The organism is Pseudomonas sp. LBUM1676, from assembly GCF_059695605.1.
The window spans coordinates 3,038,117-3,054,259 of the sequence record NZ_CP166777.1 but is presented as its reverse complement, the minus strand read 5'-3'; the positions used below and the strand labels follow the sequence as shown (position 1 = coordinate 3,054,259).

Here is a 16,143-nt window from a genome sequence, read left to right as displayed (position 1 = left end):
CAGACGCTGGAATTCCCTGTCGATTTTCCGGTGGAGCTGCCCGACGACGCGTCTTATGCTCGGCCCATGAACCTACAAAACACATTACTTCCGCCCCACGCCGAGATGGTTCGCGCCATGCTCGAACGCGACACCGCCTACGAGGGGGTGTTCTTTACCGCGGTCAAAACCACCGGCATTTTCTGCCGCCCCGGCTGCACCGCGCGCAAGCCGAAGCCGGAGAACGTCGAGTTCTTCGCCCATGCCGACGAGTGCCTGTCGGCGGGCTACCGCGCCTGCCTGCGCTGCAAACCGCTGGACGCGGCGGCGATCGCTCCGGATTGGGTGCAGACACTCCTCGCGGCGGTGGACGCCGATCCCGACCTGCGCTGGAGCGATGCGCAGTTGATGGCCGAAGGCATCGAGCCGTTGAAACTGCGGCGCTGGTTCAAGCAGCATTTCGGCATGACCTTCCACGCCTGGCTGCGCACTCGCCGCCTAGGCATGGCGTTGGGCGGCATCAAACAAGGCGACTCCATCGACCATGCTGCGTTCGATTCGGGCTACGAATCCCTCAGCGGTTTCCGCGATGCGTTTCAAAAGTCCTTCCACATCACCCCGGGTCGCGCCTCCCACAGCGAGCCGCTGCTGTTCACACGCCTGACCACTCCCCTGGGGCCGATGATCGCCATGGCCGAACGCCGCGGGCTGGTGCTGCTGGAGTTTCTTGACCGGCCGGCCCTGACCCGGGAAGTCGAGGCACTCCAGAACCGCTACGGCTATGCCGTGGCGCCCGGGCACAACGGCCATTTGCGCCAGATCGAAGAGGAGCTGACGCAGTATTTCGCCGGCAAACTGAGCGAATTCAATGTGCCGCTGCACATGCCAGGCAGCGAATTCTCGCGCCAGGTGTGGGCCGAACTGGCAAAGATCCCCTACGGGCAGACCAGCACCTACGGCACCATCGCCGCGAAACTGGGCAAGCCTGGCGCGAGCCGTGCCGTGGGCCTGGCCAACGGGCACAACCGCCTTTCGATTGTATTGCCCTGCCACCGGGTGATCGGTGCAGATGGCTCGTTGACGGGCTATGGTGGAGGACAACCGCGCAAGGCGTTTCTGCTCAGGCTGGAAAAAGCCGCGGTGCAGCTCACCGAACACCTTGCGTTCTGATCATGCCCGCCGTTCATGAACATCATCAGCAAGGAACAGCCGACTGCCATGCCCGATCCGTATTTACCCGCCACCGAGTATCTGGCGTCCATCGATCACGACTGGTGCCGCCACATCGCCGCCATCGGCCCCTGCCTGCACCAACCCCATGCGGCCCGCGATCCTTATGAATCGCTGGTGCGGGCGATTGCCTATCAGCAACTGCACGCCAAGGCCGGGGATGCGATTGTCGGGCGGTTGCTGGCATTGTTTCCTGCGCAAGCATTCCCCAGGCCCGAACAGATAGTCGCAACGCCGTTTGACCAGTTACGCGGTTGCGGGTTTTCGGCCAGCAAGATCGCGACCATCCAGGGCATTGCCCAAGCGGCGCTGGACGGTGTGGTGCCGGATTACGCCACGGCGTTGGCCATGGAGGACGAGGCGTTGATCGAACGCTTGATCACCTTGCGCGGGGTGGGCCGCTGGACAGTGGAGATGCTGCTGATCTACAGCCTGCAACGAGCGGATATCCTGCCGGCCGATGATTTTGGCGTGCGCGAGGGCTATCGCCGGCTCAAGGGGCTGGAGGTGCAGCCGAGTCGCAAGCAGATGATCGAGATCGGACTGGCCTGGAGTCCGTATCGGACCGCGGCCGCGTGGTATTTGTGGCGGGTGTCTGGCCGATAGACCGCGTTACCGTTCTTCGCGAGCAGGCTCGCTCCCACATTGGCGTTGCGGCGTTCACATAACCCCTGTGGGAGCGAGCCTGCTCGCGAAGGCGTCAGCACAGGCACCGCACATTTCCCGGTCTAGGCTATGTGAAAAGAGTCCGACTCTGAGGGAGATCCACCATGCATTTAGAAGGCTCCTGCCATTGCGGCGCGGTCTCGTTCAGTTTGACCAGCGCCCATCCCTACCCGTATCAGCGTTGTTACTGCTCGATCTGCCGCAAGACCCAGGGCGGGGGCGGTTATTCGATCAATATTGCGGGTGACGCCGCCAGCCTGAAAGTGCGTGGCCGCAAACACATTGCGATTTACCACGCGCGACTCAAGGAAGAAGGCGCCAAGCGAGCCCACCGCAGCACTGCCGAACGGCATTTCTGCTCCCTGTGCAGCTCAGGCTTGTGGCTGTTCAGCCCCGAATGGCCGGAATTGATCCACCCATTCGCATCAGCCATCGACACCCCGATGCCGGTGCCACCGGAACACACTCACCTGTTGCTCGATTCCAGGGCGCCGTGGGTGGAAGTCGAACTGCGTCCTGGCGATAAGCAGTTCGACGTCTATCCCGAAGAGTCCATCGCCGAGTGGCATGAACGCCTGGGTTTGAGCCGCTGAAGCGCGTGTGACTCGCTACGGTGTGAGCGATAACAGGGTTTACTGCCCTGTATCTCAGGCAGCTGCCACCGACGTTGGCACACCACTGTGGAAACGGAACTCCACATCCGGCGACTCGATCAACGCCTGCTCGGCGGCACGAACCCGGTCGATCACCTGGGCGATATCCTTGGCGTCGCCATACTGGTAGGCCAGCTTCAGGTACCCCTGGAAATGCCGCGCCTCGCTTTTCAGCAGGCCGAAGTAGAATTTGCCCAGCTCTTCATCCAGATGCGGCACCAGCGCCTCGAAACGCTCACAGCTGCGGGCCTCGATAAATGCACCGACCACCAGGGTGTCCACCAGCTTCACCGGTTCATGACTGCGCACCACTTTGCGCAGGCCCGAGGCGTAACGCCCGGCTGACAGCTGACGCAGCTCGACCTTGCGCTTTTTCATCAGGCGCATCACCTGCTCGTGGTGCACCAGTTCTTCCCGGGCCAGGCGCGACATCAGGTTGATCAGATCGACATGGGAGTGATACTTGGCAATCAGGCTCAACGCCGTGCTGGCGGCCTTGAATTCGCAGTTCTTGTGATCGATCAGCAGGGTTTCCTGATCGGCCAGCGCGGCCTGGACCCAGCCGTCGGGAGTACGGCAGCCGAGGAACTCGTGAATTTCGGGAAGGATCATGGGGCTCACGGATAAAAAGGGTTAAAACGAAGGGCGCCGATTATACCGGCCTGCCGGCAGACCACCAGCCACGACCGTTGATATGCATCAAGTCCCGAATGTCCGGCCAGCAACTATAGTTGTCCAACGCAGTATTTTTACCTTCCTGGAGATCCCGATCATGCAAGCCATTCGCAGCATCCTGGTGGTCATCGAACCCGAACACTCGGAAAGCCTGGCGCTCAAACGGGCGAAACTGATTGCCGGTGTGACCCAGGCCCATCTGCACCTGCTGGTCTGCGATCGCAAGCACGACCATAGCGCCATGTTGGGCGTACTCAAGGCCGCGTTGCTCGAGGACGGTTACAGTGTCACCACCGAACAGGCCTGGAACGAGAGCCTGCACGAGACCATCGTCGACGTGCAGCAGGCGGAGGGCTGCGGGCTGGTGGTCAAACAGCATTATCCCGACAGCCCGTTGAAAAAGGCCCTGCTGACCCCGGCGGACTGGAAACTGCTGCGCTACTGCCCGACGCCGGTGCTGTTGGTCAAAACCTCGAAACCCTGGACCGGCGGGGTCATTCTGGCGGCGATCGACGTCGGCAATACCGATGGCGAACACCGCACCTTGCACGCCACCATCGTCGACCATGGCTATGACATCGCCAGCCTGGCCAAGGCCCATCTGCATGTGGTCAGTGCCCATCCGTCGCCGATGCTGTCGGCCGCCGACCCGACGCTGCAGCTCAGCGAAACCATCGAGGCGCGCTATCGCGAACAGTGCAAGGCGTTCCAGGCCGAGTTCGACATCGATGACGAGCACCTGCATATCGCCGAAGGCCCGGCGGATGTGCTGATTCCGTACATGGCGCACAAGCTGGGGGCCTCGGTGACGGTGATTGGCACCGTGGCGCGGTCCGGGTTATCGGGGGCATTGATCGGCAATACGGCGGAAGTGGTGCTGGATGCGCTGGAGAGCGATGTGCTGGTGCTGAAGCCGGATACGATCATGGATCATCTGGAGGAGATCGTAACCCAGCATTGAGATGTGCGGTGGTGGTTAGATCGCCTTCGCGAGCAGGCTCGCTCCCACATTGGTTTGTGTTGTTCACCAGTTCCCTGTGGGAGCGAGCCTGCTCGCGAAGCTCTTAGCCGCCAAATGCGTCTCTCAAGAAGCCCGGCGCAATGTAGCGCTGGTAATGCGCCTCGGAGAGCAAAAAGAATTCCCGATCAATGGCATCGCGCAATTCCGGCAGGTTCCAGTCGCGAAACTCCGGCAGCAGTACCATCCCGTAGGCTTCCAGGTTGTTGATCACTCGCGCGCCACGGGCGATCAGCTGGTAAGCCCAGCAATATTCGGACTGATGCGGCACAAAGCGGATCTTGCGCTGCTCCAGTTGCAGGCGCAGGCGCTGGGGATCGAAAACCTCCACCTTGGCGGCCATTACCTGGGACAACAGCTGCTCCAGACGCAGCCACACCGCGCGTTTCTCCTCCTCGTTGTAACCGTTCCAGTTGATCACTTCGTGGTGGAAACGCTTGCAGCCACGGCACACCAGATCACCGTAAACAGTGGAGCAAAGGCCGACGCAGGGGGTCTTGATGGTCTGATTGGGCATAGGTAGGGAGAACACGGGAAAGCAGGACAGGTGGGCATGTTAGCCCTTTGTCTAACATTCATCACCCCTCAAAGTTCAGGGCACACAACGCGACTCGCCACCAAAGTCCAATAGGCCCTCACTTACCTTTAATTTTTTTTTGCCGTAGAATCAGCCAGCCTTTTAAGGCGCCAATGTCCGTTAGAAGCTGTTTTCAAAGCGTCACGAGCACAGTCGTTCCTTCAGAGCGGTGTTGGCGAGGGGTTTTTCCAGCGGGGAAAAATCCAGCGCCAACCCTCATCAGCTCCCCGTTCTGCAGGCGTAAAACTTTGAAAGCAGCTTCTGTAAGGAGTGGTCGGTAATTCTGGCTAAGCGGCCCACAACGCCACGCAGCGCATGAGTACGGCCATTTCGGGATGAGCGTCCCGGACACCCATTTGGGACCACTGATGAGGGTAATAACTGTGCTTGAAGCCTACCGCAAACATATCGAAGAGCGTGCAGCACTGGGTATCGTTCCCCAGCCGCTTAACGCCGAACAAACTGCAGGCCTGGTCGAGCTGCTGAAGAATCCCCCGGCTGGCGAAGAAGCTTTCCTCGTTGACCTGATCACCAATCGCGTTCCACCAGGCGTGGACGAAGCAGCCTATGTCAAGGCCGGTTTCCTCTCCGCCCTGGCCAAAGGCGAAGCCACCTCCCCCCTGCTCGACAAGAAGCGCGCTGTTGAACTGCTCGGCACCATGCAGGGCGGCTACAACATCGTGACCCTGGTCAACCTGCTGGACGATGCCGAACTGGCACCGGTCGCAGCCAAAGAACTCAAGCACACCCTGCTGATGTTCGATGCGTTCCACGACGTGGCGGAAAAAGCCAAGAACGGTAACGTTCACGCCAAAGGCGTGTTGCAGTCCTGGGCTGATGGCGAGTGGTTCAAGAATCGCCCTGTACTGGCCGACAAGATCAGCCTGCGCGTGTTCAAGGTCACCGGCGAAACCAACACCGATGACCTGTCCCCTGCCCCTGATGCCTGGTCCCGCCCGGACATCCCGCTGCACGCCCTGGCCATGTTGAAAATGGCCCGCGACGGCATCGTGCCGGACGTGCAAGGCTCCATCGGCCCGATGAAACAGATCGAAGAGATGCGCAACTCCGGCTTCCCGATCGCCTACGTCGGCGACGTGGTAGGTACCGGTTCTTCGCGTAAATCGGCCACCAACTCGGTGCTGTGGTTCTTCGGCGACGACGTTCCCTACGTGCCGAACAAGCGTGCCGGCGGTTTCTGCTTCGGCAGCAAGATCGCTCCGATCTTCTACAACACCATGGAAGATGCCGGCGCACTGCCAATCGAATTCGACGTCACCAACATGAACATGGGCGACGTGATCGACCTGTACCCGCATGCTGGCAAAGTCTGCAAACACGGCACCGACGAAGTCCTGACCACCTTCGAAATGAAAACCCCGGTGCTGTTGGACGAAGTCCGTGCCGGCGGTCGTATTCCGCTGATCATCGGCCGTGGCCTGACCGAGAAGGCTCGCGCCGAACTGGGTCTGCCTGCGTTCGACCTGTTCAAGAAACCGGATGCCCCGATCGAAAGCACCAAGGGTTTCACCCTGGCGCAGAAAATGGTCGGCAAGGCGTGCGGCGTAGCCGGTGTGCGTCCAGGCACCTACTGCGAACCGAAAATGACCACCGTCGGTTCCCAGGACACCACTGGCCCGATGACCCGCGACGAACTGAAAGACCTGGCGTGCCTGGGCTTCTCGGCCGATCTGGTGATGCAGTCGTTCTGCCACACTGCGGCGTATCCAAAGCCGATCGACGTGACCACCCACCACACCCTGCCTGACTTCATCATGACCCGCGGCGGCGTTTCCCTGCGTCCGGGCGACGGCATCATCCACAGCTGGCTGAACCGCATGCTGCTGCCGGACACCGTCGGCACCGGTGGCGACTCCCACACCCGTTTCCCGATGGGCATTTCGTTCCCGGCCGGTTCCGGTCTGGTCGCCTTCGCCGCAGCCACAGGCGTCATGCCGTTGGACATGCCGGAATCGATCCTGGTGCGCTTCAAAGGCAAGATGCAACCGGGCGTCACCCTGCGTGACCTGGTTCATGCCATTCCTTACTTCGCGATTCAGGCCGGCCTGCTGACCGTCGAGAAGAAAGGCAAGAAGAACGCCTTCTCCGGCCGCATCCTGGAAATCGAGGGTCTGGACAACCTGAGCATCGAACAGGCTTTCGAGCTGTCCGACGCCTCCGCTGAACGTTCGGCTGCCGGTTGCACCATCAAGCTGTCGAAAGAGTCGATCACCGAATACCTGCAATCGAACATCACCCTGCTGCGCTGGATGATCGGTGAAGGCTACGGCGATGTGCGTACCCTGGAACGTCGTGCGCAAGCGATGGAAGCCTGGATCGCCAACCCTGAGCTGATGGTTGCCGATGCCGACGCCGAATACGCTGAAATCATCGAAATCGACCTGGCCGACATCAAGGAGCCTGTGCTCTGCGCGCCGAACGATCCGGACGACGCCCGTCTACTCTCCAGCGTTGCTGGCGAGAAGATCGACGAAGTGTTCATCGGTTCGTGCATGACCAACATCGGTCACTTCCGCGCCGCCGGCAAGTTGCTGGAACAGGTCAAGGGTCAGCTGCCAACCCGTCTGTGGCTGTCGCCGCCGACCAAGATGGACGCTCACCAGTTGACCGAAGAAGGCTACTACGGCATCTACGGCAAGGCTGGCGCTCGCATGGAAATGCCGGGTTGCTCGCTGTGCATGGGTAACCAGGCACGTGTAGAGCCGAACTCGACTGTCGTGTCGACTTCGACCCGTAACTTCCCGAACCGTCTGGGTGACGGCGCGAACGTCTACCTGGCTTCGGCTGAGCTGGCGTCGGTGGCTTCCATCCTGGGTCGCCTGCCGACCGTTGAGGAGTACATGGAATACGCGGGCAAGATCGACAGCATGGCGGCTGATGTTTACCGCTACCTGTCGTTTGACCAGATTGCCGAGTTCCGTGAAGCGGCTGCGAACGCCAATATTCCGGTGGTTCAGGCTTAAGGCTTTCACGTTGTAAGCTGTAAGCTGTAGAAGACGCCGCGTGTCGTGAGATGCGCGGCGTTTTTTTGCGCTTTTTTTTGGGGAGTGAACACCGGCCTACCGGCCGGCATGGCTCTCAGATCCGCAGGCAAATCCCACTGTCTACTGCATGAAACCTTCCATGAACCCCGCCACACCGCTGGCCAGTTTGCGTCGCCACGGTGCGGTGGCCGGGTTGGCCAGGGTCTGATCTTCGTGGACGAAGCTGCGGATGATCGCGTTGTAGCCGAGCCAGCGGCAGGGCTCCGGTTCCCAAGCCTTGAGCGCGTCCAGGCCGCCTTGGGGGATGACCCATGGCTGGCGCACCAGCTCGCTGTCGCGCTGCAGAATCAGGTCGGCCAGCGTTCGCCCGCCCAGGTTGCTGGCACCCACGCCCTCCCCGCCATAGCCGCCGGACAAGGCAACACCGCTGGTGCGGTCACAGAGCATGTGCGGCTTGAAACGCCGGGACATGCCCAGGTTGCCGCCCCAGGCGTGAGTGATGCGCACTTGTTTGAGTTGCGGGAAGAGTTCGCCGAACAGATAGCGCCGCAGTTCCACCTCGCTTCGGGTCAGGTCAAAGTCATGGCGCAGCTTGCCGGCGAATTGATAACCGCCGCGCGCGCCAAACACCAGGCGGTTGTCCGCCGTGCGCTGGCCGTAGGTGACCTGCCGGCTGCTTTCACTGAAAGCCTGGCCTCGACTGAGGCCGATTTCGTCCCAGGTGGCGGCAGACAGCGGCTCGGTGGCCACGATCAAGCTTTGTACCGGCAGCTGATAGCGTCCCAAGGGCGGCAAGGTCACCGCGTAACCTTCTACCGCCGGCACGATCCAGCGGCAGCGTACCCCGACGTCAGCAGTGCGCAGGCCACCGGCCTGCCAATGGGTGACCGGACTGTTCTCGTAAATTGCGACACCCATGCGTTCGACTGTCCGCGCCAGACCCCGCACCAGCTTCGCCGGGTGAATGGTCGCAACGTGGGGAGCGTAGATACCGCCATAAGGTTTGGCGATTCGGATCTGTTGCGCCAGTTCCTCGGGACTGAGCCAGCGGTAATCGCTTTCGGTCAGGCCCTGGCGGTAGAGTTGGTCCATGTAATGCCGCAGGCTGGTTTCCTGCTCAGGGTAGCGTGCAGCGCAATACAACGCCCCACCCTTGCGATAATCACAATCGATACCTTCACGTTCGAGGACTATCCCCACCTCGTCGGGAATCCCGTGCAGCAAATCGAAAGAAGCCCGGCGCTGTTCGGGCGACAGGTCGGCGAGCAATCGATCCTCGCCCAGCATATTGCCCATCAGCCAGCCGCCATTGCGTCCCGAGGCGCCAAAACCGGCGGTCTGCGCATCAATGATGGCGATGTTCAGCCCGGGAGCCTGGCGTTTGAGGTAATACGCGGTCCAAAGGCCGGTGTACCCGGCACCGATGATCGCCACGTCGACGTCCAGGTCCCGTTCCAGTGCCGGACGCGCCAACAAAGGCTCATCCAGTTGATCCATCCACAAACTGATAGTGCGCCACGCCGGCATGCAAGAATCCGCCACTCAAAACTTCGATGGCATCGATCCTAATGCGTGGGCTCAGAGGCTGTCTTGCGCGCGTGCACGCAAAGAAATCTGTTTGGCGTAGGCCTTCGGCGAGAGCCCGGTGTGTTGGCGGAAACAGCTATAGAACGCCGACAGGGAATTGAAGCCGGCGGCGAATGCCAATTCGTCTATACGCAGTGGCGGCGTGGCGGTATCCAGCGCCGCCAGCAAATGCCGCAACCGCGCCTGGTTGACGTAGCGGTAGAAGCTCTGGCCAAGCACCTGGTTGAGCAGATAGGACATCTGGTTGCGGCTGTACCCGCACTCCATGGCCACCCGTTGCAGGTCGAGTTCGGGATCCAGGTAAGGCTGCCGGTCCTGGAAGTACTGTTGCAGGTCGTGCGCCATGAAACCCAGCTGACGCGGTGACAGACCAAGCCGGCTGACCGCCGGGCGCGAATTGCCGGCGGTTTTGCGGGTGGGCTGCTCATGCACCAGGGACGCGTATTCGTTGACCTGCCAGATCAGTCCGTCGCGTACGGTAATCGCCTCGCTGGCCCGGAACGACACCAGGCCTTCGCCGCCGCGCAGGGTGATGCGGTATTGAATGAACGCGGTGTCGCCGTCCAGCCGAATACGGTCGCAATGCTCCAGGGCTTCATCCGGATCCCGGGGCATGCTGTTGCGCACGTAATCGCGCAATTCGTCCAGCCCCATCACCTGGTTCTGAAAAAAGTCGTTGTATTGGATCTCGGGGTGATACAGCGCCATGACACCGTCCAGATCCCGGTGTTTCCAGCGCAGGTGGTAGCGCATCACCGTCTCGCCCGTGGCCTGGGTTTGCAACGGACCATCATCATCGGCGTGCATGGGGAACTCGACAAAAAAAGCGAGCTTGCCCAAGTTCCGCCCCGGCTTCAATGGCCAATCGGTGCTGATCCCTGGCCGAAAAATGGCTTCAGTGTGACTTGCATCAAAAAAAACTGAACCAATCGCCAAACGACCTGAAGATTCCACATTATTTTCACACGCAGATGCTACTTTTAAAGGCGTCACCGGTTGAGCCAATGAAGGCTCTTCCCTCCTAACATGAGCTAACGGAAGCGCTCGATGAAGAAGGCGGGCAACACATGAATAAAGGGTTCAATAACAAAGTCACCTTTCCAAACGCCTGCCAGCTGATGCGCTGGCATTTTCATCCCATGGGTTTCGAGGCGAGCATGGATGCGCCGGGCAGCATGATTGCCCGTCTGTTTGACCGTGCCAGTGGCGAGACCATGATCGCCATCGCCGGCATTCCCTGCGCGACGGTCATGAATGCGGCGGATGTAGAACGAATTATCGAAGCGGTGGAGGACGAGCTCGAGGCTTTCATTCCACCCATGGCCCTGAGGAGCTATGCCTGAAGGCCCAATCACCCGCAACAAGCCCACGTCATGTGGGCTTTTTTGTGCGGGCAAGATCAAAAGTTCACAGGCTGCGATCTTTTTTAGTTCACGCCGATGCCTTGCCCTGGCGCTGATCGGCGAAGAACGCCTTGCCCTTTCCGATCCGGTCGGAAGCCTTGGGCATGTTAACCGCCTGGGTGTCCTGACCGTCGACATACCAGTAGCAATGGCTCACCGCCCGGGTGATGCCGACGTAAGCCAGGCGCAGGATCTCGTCCTTCTGGGCATTGTCATAAGCCTCGTTATCGCCAGCCTTGCCCAATCCCGCCATGCGATAGACCTGGTTCTTGTAGGGCGAACTGGTCAGGTGCTGACAATCTCCCAGCAAAAACACCGCGTCCGCCTGCAAGCCCTTGGCGCTGTGATAGGTCAGTTGCTTCAACCGCCGCGCTTCGTACGGCAAACTGGAATCTACATTAACTACAGACTGAATATGCTGCTCTATCAATAACTTATCGCTACTTTTTCGATACAGCATCAAGATTGAATCACCCTTTCCATAGTGCTCCATCAAGCGCTTAGCCATGCCCTGGTCATCCCGATCCAGCACATTCACCGGCTGCAATGCCTTTGGCTCGCCACTGGCCCTGGCTTTCTTGCCCGCGATCGCAGGCGCGGCCCGCACGATATGCTCGGCGGCATCGATGATGTGCTGGTGACTGCGGTAATTGTCGCTGAGCATGACCCGGGTCGTGCCCGGCGACGGAAATTCCTTGTTGAACTCCATGAAATAGGTCGGTGAACTGCCGCGCCAGCCGTAGATCGACTGCCAGTCATCGCCTACACAGAGCAACGACGAACGTTGCGCACCGCGTCCGACGTGCATGGCCGGGCCGCGGCGGCGAACTTCGGCCAGACTGGCACGTATCCAGGAGACGATCTGCGGTGAAACATCCTGGAATTCGTCGATCATCAAATGCGACATCGGCCGTAACAGCTCATCGCTCAGCAGCTTCAGGTTTTCCGGTGAATGTTCGCTGAACAAGGCGAACATCCGGTTATAGGTCATGACCGGCGGTTTCTGATCGAGCAGATGATCTTCCAGGGCGCGCCAATACAGGCTCAAGGCCTCGAAGAAAAACCGGTCCGGGTCGTCCTGGGCAAAACTCATCTGGCCTACTGCTGTAGGAACGTCGAGGCCCAGATTCTCGATAAACCCTGCGGCGGCGACAAAACAGTCCAGTAGCGGCGCCGAGGCGAGCTCGCCCTTGACCTTGTAATCGAACCCCGGCCCGGCGCTGGCATCGCCTGCCAGCGACGCCAATACACGTCGGGAAGATTCGTAACTTTCCAGCCAAATCAGTGGCTTACGACAGAAAGCTTGAAACAGGGTGCGCTTGACCGCCCATTCCGCACGCACGGACAGCTTGGCGCCAGGACGATTGAGCTGCGGATTTTCCCGGGGATCGAATCCCAACACCACCCATGCGTCAAGGCTCGGAATATAGCCGTGACAATGGAAGGTAGCGCCGTTGATATCAAATGTCTGGCGGTTGGGTTCGATGCCCTTGATCGGCCAGGCACCTGCGCGAAACCACAGGTCTTCAATGGCATCGCACAGCTCTTCATCACGCTTGGCCGCCAGTTCGGTCACCGCCATGCGCTTTTGCACGTCCGGGTGATCGCGCTCCAACTCCTTGAGCTGCAAGGCGTGCCGGGATAATGGCCTGATCAGCTCGCGAAAACGCTCATCGTGGGTGTGCAGGCGGTGATAACAGGCGTTAAGTTGCTGACGTTGGGCATCGTTGATGCGCAGGTCGAACGGATTGCTGTCGGCTTCCTCACCGCCGTTCTGTACACGGTGGCTGAGGTTTTCAAAGGCTTGCAGCCGCTCGAAGCCCGGCAGGCTGCGAACCATGGGCAGGATGCGCGAGTGAAAGGTGCGCACCAGATCCCGTGCCTCATTGACACTGAGTGCGCGCCCCCAGAGCGTAAACAGTTCAACCAGCTTGTTGATGAAGTCCTTGCGCGACTCGCGGGTAAAGGTGACCACCGTCATCGAGCTCAGTTCGAAGCCCAGGTAGTGGTTCAGCAGTAAAATCCGCAGCACCAGCGTGGTCGACTTGCCCGCCCCCGCGCCGGCGATCACCGAGGTCGAGGGCGTGTCGCTGAAGATCATTTTCCACTGCGCGACACTGGGCTGAGCCTGGGGTGGCAGCAACCGGGCAACGTCAGCCTTCATGCGTTTCTTCAACTCGGCAGTCAACGGCAGGCGCCAGTCGTCGAACAGATTGGCGTCGACATTGGGCGGCCGGTGTTCGGTGCAGCGCGAGTCACGGATCAGCAGCACCTGCCGACCTTCTTCCAGCCCTTCGAGTTTGCCCTCTTTATAGCCGTAATCCACGCCGGCACTGTGACCGCTGCGAAAGCCGTCGGCCTGGCCGTGCAACCAGGACGCGCGATGTTGCGCGCGCAGACGGGTCAGGCCATGGCCAAAGAAACGGGCGGCCAGACGCTTGAGCAATGGCATCTCGGCCAAGGGGCGAAGTTCAGGAGGAAGATCGGGGGTGTGTTGCGGCACGCGGGCTGACTCCAGGGTGTGAGGCTGTTGAGGTCTATGGTGTCTGCATTTGCCGTTGAGTTCTAGTCAAATGCTTACAGGTCATTGGCTTATGCGATGAAGTGAAGGCGGGATGAGAATATCTGGAGAGGATATATATCGGATTATTCGATCTTATTGAGGCATTTTTTACGCTTTTTATCGATGAGTTCCTGACAGATGATGCTGCTCATCAACTACCCCTTGCGGAGACGATCATGCTCGAACTCAGACCCTTCAACTCCCTGGGCGGCGCCCACCATGGCTGGCTGGATGCCCATCACCACTTCTCGTTCGCCGAGTACCATGACCCCAAACGCATGAACTGGGGCAACCTGCGCGTCTGGAACGATGATGTGATCGCCCCCGGAACCGGTTTCCCGCAACACCCACACCGGGACATGGAAATCATCACTTACGTGCGTGAAGGTGCAATTACCCACCAGGACAACCTGGGCAACAAGGGTCGTACCGAAGCCGGCGACGTTCAGGTCATGAGCGCCGGTACCGGGATCGCCCACAGCGAGTACAACCTGGAAACCACCGACACCAGGATTTTCCAGATTTGGATCATCCCGAACGAATCCGGTCTGGCCCCGTCCTGGGGTGCCAAGCCTTTCCCCAAGGGCCAGCGCGAAGGTTTCGTTACCCTGGCCAGTGGCAAGTCTGGTGACGATCAAAGTTTGCGGATTCGTGCCGATGCGCGGTTGGTGGCGGCAAATCTGAAAGCCGGGGAATCGGCCGAGTATCGCCTGGACAACGGCCGTCGCGCCTACCTGGTGCCGGCGACCGGTGTCATAGAAGTCAATGGCTTGCGTGCACAAGCTCGAGACGGTGTGGCGATTGCCGATGAGCAGGTGTTGCGGGTGACGGCGGTCGAGGACAGTGAAATCGTGTTGGTGGATCTGGCTTGAATGTGTCAATGCAGGACAAAAAAATGGGGCGACCGTAATGATCGCCCCATTTTTTATACAACCCATTGTGGCGAGGGAGCTTGCTCCCGCTGGGGCGCGAAGCGGCCCCCCCGATTGGCGAGTGCTTCGCAGCCGGGCGGGAGCAAGCTCCCTCGCCACAGGGCCCTCAATCACTTCGCAGAAATAGCGCCATCCACCAGCGTTTGAGCCTCAGCTACCAACTGCTTGAGGTGCTCGTCACTGACAAAGCTTTCAGCGTAGATCTTGTAGATGTCTTCCGTCCCCGACGGACGCGCCGCGAACCAGCCATTCTCGGTCATGACTTTCAAGCCGCCGATGGCCTGGTCGTTACCCGGTGCGTGGCTGAGGATGCTCTGAATGGCTTCGCCAGCCAGTTGGGTCGAGGTGACCTGATCCGGCGACAACTTGCTCAGCAAGGCTTTCTGCTCCGGATTGGCCTTGGCATCGACCCGAACCGAGAACGGCTCACCCAGTTCATCGGTCAAGGCGCGATAAGCCTGGCCTGGATCGCGACCGGTGCGCGCGGTCATCTCCGCCGCCAACAGGGCCGGGATCAAACCGTCCTTGTCGGTGCACCAGACGCTGCCGTCCTTGCGCAGGAAGGACGCGCCCGCGCTTTCTTCGCCGCCAAAGCCCAGTGAGCCGTCGAACAGACCGTCGGCAAACCATTTGAAGCCGACCGGCACTTCATACAGGCGACGGCCCAGGCGCTTGGCCACGCGATCGATCAAGCCGCTGCTGACCACGGTTTTGCCCACGGCGGCATCGGCGCGCCACTGCGGGCGATTCTGGAACAGGTAATCGATGGTGACCGCCAGATAGTTGTTCGGCGCCAGCAGGCCGCCGGACGGGGTCACGATGCCGTGGCGGTCGTGATCGGGGTCGCAGGCAAACGCCACATCGAAACGTTCCTTGAGGCCGATCAGACCTTGCATCGCATAAGGCGACGACGGGTCCATGCGGATCTGGCCATCCCAGTCGACCGTCATGAAACGGAAGGTCGGGTCGACCTGTTTGTTCACCACTTCCAGGTCCAGCTTGTAATGCTCGGCAATTGCCGACCAGTAGCGCACCCCTGCTCCGCCCAGCGGATCGACACCCAAATGCAACTTGGCATCGCGAATCGCATCGAAGTCGATCACGTTGATCAGGTCCGCAACATAGGTATTGAGGTAATCGTGACGATGGGTGGTACCGGCCTTCAGCGCCTGCTCGTAACTGATGCGCTTGACACCGGCAAGCTTGTTGCCGAGCAGTTCGTTGGCCTTGGCTTCGATCCACTTGGTAATGTGGGTATCAGCCGGGCCACCGTTGGTGGGGTTGTATTTATAGCCGCCGCTTTGCGGCGGGTTGTGGGACGGCGTGATCACGATGCCGTCCGCCAGGCCCGAAGTGCGCCCGCGGTTGTAGCAGAGAATGGCGTGGGAGATGGCCGGCGTCGGGGTGTACTCGTCACCTTCGGCGATCATCACCGTCACGCCGTTGGCAGCCAATACTTCGAGGGCGCTGGCGCCGGCCGGAGTGGACAGCGCATGGGTGTCAATGCCGACGAACAGCGGACCATCGATGCCCTGGGCTTCGCGGTACAGGCAGATGGCCTGGCTGATTGCCAGCACATGCCATTCGTTGAAACTCAAGTCGAACGAGCTGCCCCTGTGCCCGGACGTGCCGAAGGCTACACGCTGGGTGGAGATGGCGGCATCAGGCTGGCCGGTATAATAGGCCGTTACCAGTCGCGGGATATCGACCAACAGTTCTGCCGGTGCCGGTTTGCCCGCAAAAGGACTGAGTGTCATTGCAAAACCTCTGGATAGAGTGGGTCAGGAATAGAGACGCAGTTTACTGGCAGTTTGACCGCAGCGCGATGGTATCGATCCCGGGCGCGCCGTTATAA

Annotated in this window: 13 protein-coding genes; 7 read left to right on the top strand and 6 right to left on the bottom strand. The window is 60.2% G+C overall.

Annotated elements, in window-relative coordinates; genetic code table 11:
* Positions 1-66 precede the first annotated feature (66 nt).
* The 3 genes from ACA041_RS14300 to ACA041_RS14290 all read left to right on the top strand — a co-directional run bounded on the left by ACA041_RS14300 (position 67) and on the right by ACA041_RS14290 (position 2,468).
* Positions 67-1,149: a bifunctional transcriptional activator/DNA repair enzyme AdaA gene (locus ACA041_RS14300; RefSeq protein WP_497442080.1), complete on the top strand. Its 1,083-nt coding sequence runs from the start codon at positions 67-69 to the stop codon at positions 1,147-1,149.
* Between the two features lie 48 nt (positions 1,150-1,197).
* The gene (locus ACA041_RS14295; protein ID WP_497442079.1) at positions 1,198-1,815 is read left to right on the top strand and encodes a DNA-3-methyladenine glycosylase family protein; all 618 of its coding nucleotides are present in this window, start codon (positions 1,198-1,200) and stop codon (positions 1,813-1,815) included.
* A 164-nt stretch (positions 1,816-1,979) separates the two neighbouring features.
* Positions 1,980-2,468 carry a GFA family protein gene (locus ACA041_RS14290; RefSeq protein ID WP_497441700.1) on the top strand — a complete coding sequence of 163 codons (489 nt, stop codon included), beginning with the start codon at positions 1,980-1,982 and terminating at the stop codon, positions 2,466-2,468.
* 54 nt (positions 2,469-2,522) lie between these two features.
* Here the strand turns inward: ACA041_RS14290 and ACA041_RS14285 are convergent, their stop codons facing one another.
* On the bottom strand, positions 2,523-3,140 hold the full coding sequence (locus ACA041_RS14285; protein WP_497441699.1) for a MiaE family protein: 618 nt from the start codon (positions 3,138-3,140) through the stop codon (positions 2,523-2,525).
* 160 nt (positions 3,141-3,300) lie between these two features.
* Between ACA041_RS14285 and uspL the strand changes: the two genes are divergently transcribed.
* Complete coding sequence (gene uspL / locus ACA041_RS14280) at positions 3,301-4,164, top strand: universal stress protein UspL (RefSeq protein ID WP_497441698.1); 864 nt, start codon at positions 3,301-3,303, stop codon at positions 4,162-4,164.
* Between the two features lie 103 nt (positions 4,165-4,267).
* Here uspL and ACA041_RS14275 read toward each other — a convergent pair whose 3' ends face one another.
* Positions 4,268-4,738 (bottom strand): DUF1289 domain-containing protein, encoded by a 471-nt coding sequence (locus tag ACA041_RS14275; RefSeq protein WP_497441697.1) that lies wholly within the window; start codon positions 4,736-4,738, stop codon positions 4,268-4,270.
* A gap of 443 nt (positions 4,739-5,181) precedes the next feature.
* On the opposite strand from ACA041_RS14275, the gene acnB reads away from it, so the two are divergent.
* Positions 5,182-7,782, top strand: a complete 2,601-nt coding sequence (gene acnB, locus ACA041_RS14270) for a bifunctional aconitate hydratase 2/2-methylisocitrate dehydratase (RefSeq protein ID WP_497442078.1) — start codon at positions 5,182-5,184, stop codon at positions 7,780-7,782.
* A 141-nt stretch (positions 7,783-7,923) separates the two neighbouring features.
* Here the strand turns inward: acnB and ACA041_RS14265 are convergent, their stop codons facing one another.
* A complete protein-coding gene (locus ACA041_RS14265) occupies positions 7,924-9,330 on the bottom strand; it encodes an NAD(P)/FAD-dependent oxidoreductase (protein ID WP_497441696.1) in 1,407 nt (468 codons plus the stop codon).
* A 51-nt stretch (positions 9,331-9,381) separates the two neighbouring features.
* Entirely contained in the window at positions 9,382-10,197 is an 816-nt protein-coding gene (locus ACA041_RS14260) for an AraC family transcriptional regulator (RefSeq protein ID WP_497441695.1), read from the bottom strand.
* A 260-nt stretch (positions 10,198-10,457) separates the two neighbouring features.
* Between ACA041_RS14260 and ACA041_RS14255 the strand changes: the two genes are divergently transcribed.
* A complete protein-coding gene (locus ACA041_RS14255) occupies positions 10,458-10,733 on the top strand; it encodes a DUF1652 domain-containing protein (RefSeq protein ID WP_128873417.1) in 276 nt (91 codons plus the stop codon).
* Positions 10,734-10,821: 88 nt separating this feature from the next.
* Here the strand turns inward: ACA041_RS14255 and ACA041_RS14250 are convergent, their stop codons facing one another.
* A complete protein-coding gene (locus tag ACA041_RS14250) occupies positions 10,822-13,296 on the bottom strand; it encodes a UvrD-helicase domain-containing protein (protein WP_497441694.1) in 2,475 nt (824 codons plus the stop codon).
* A 236-nt stretch (positions 13,297-13,532) separates the two neighbouring features.
* Between ACA041_RS14250 and ACA041_RS14245 the strand changes: the two genes are divergently transcribed.
* The gene (locus tag ACA041_RS14245) at positions 13,533-14,228 is read left to right on the top strand and encodes a pirin family protein (RefSeq protein ID WP_497441693.1); all 696 of its coding nucleotides are present in this window, start codon (positions 13,533-13,535) and stop codon (positions 14,226-14,228) included.
* A gap of 170 nt (positions 14,229-14,398) precedes the next feature.
* Here ACA041_RS14245 and pgm read toward each other — a convergent pair whose 3' ends face one another.
* Positions 14,399-16,045, bottom strand: a complete 1,647-nt coding sequence (pgm, locus tag ACA041_RS14240; RefSeq protein ID WP_497441692.1) for a phosphoglucomutase (alpha-D-glucose-1,6-bisphosphate-dependent) — start codon at positions 16,043-16,045, stop codon at positions 14,399-14,401.
* Between the last annotated feature and the right edge of the window lie 98 nt (positions 16,046-16,143).

Bases quoted from the DNA above. Each gene is read 5' to 3' on its own strand.
- ACA041_RS14255 (WP_128873417.1), top strand. From the start codon at position 10,458: ATGAATAAAGGGTTCAATAACAAAGTCACCTTTCCAAACGCCTGCCAG.
- ACA041_RS14275 (WP_497441697.1), bottom strand. From the start codon at position 4,738: ATGCCCAATCAGACCATCAAGACCCCCTGCGTCGGCCTTTGCTCCACT.
- pgm (WP_497441692.1), bottom strand. From the start codon at position 16,045: ATGACACTCAGTCCTTTTGCGGGCAAACCGGCACCGGCAGAACTGTTG.
- ACA041_RS14260 (WP_497441695.1), bottom strand. From the start codon at position 10,197: ATGCACGCCGATGATGATGGTCCGTTGCAAACCCAGGCCACGGGCGAG.
- ACA041_RS14295 (WP_497442079.1), top strand. From the start codon at position 1,198: ATGCCCGATCCGTATTTACCCGCCACCGAGTATCTGGCGTCCATCGAT.
- ACA041_RS14285 (WP_497441699.1), bottom strand. From the start codon at position 3,140: ATGATCCTTCCCGAAATTCACGAGTTCCTCGGCTGCCGTACTCCCGAC.
- uspL (WP_497441698.1), top strand. From the start codon at position 3,301: ATGCAAGCCATTCGCAGCATCCTGGTGGTCATCGAACCCGAACACTCG.
- ACA041_RS14290 (WP_497441700.1), top strand. From the start codon at position 1,980: ATGCATTTAGAAGGCTCCTGCCATTGCGGCGCGGTCTCGTTCAGTTTG.
- ACA041_RS14245 (WP_497441693.1), top strand. From the start codon at position 13,533: ATGCTCGAACTCAGACCCTTCAACTCCCTGGGCGGCGCCCACCATGGC.
- ACA041_RS14300 (WP_497442080.1), top strand. From the start codon at position 67: ATGAACCTACAAAACACATTACTTCCGCCCCACGCCGAGATGGTTCGC.
- ACA041_RS14265 (WP_497441696.1), bottom strand. From the start codon at position 9,330: ATGCCGGCGTGGCGCACTATCAGTTTGTGGATGGATCAACTGGATGAG.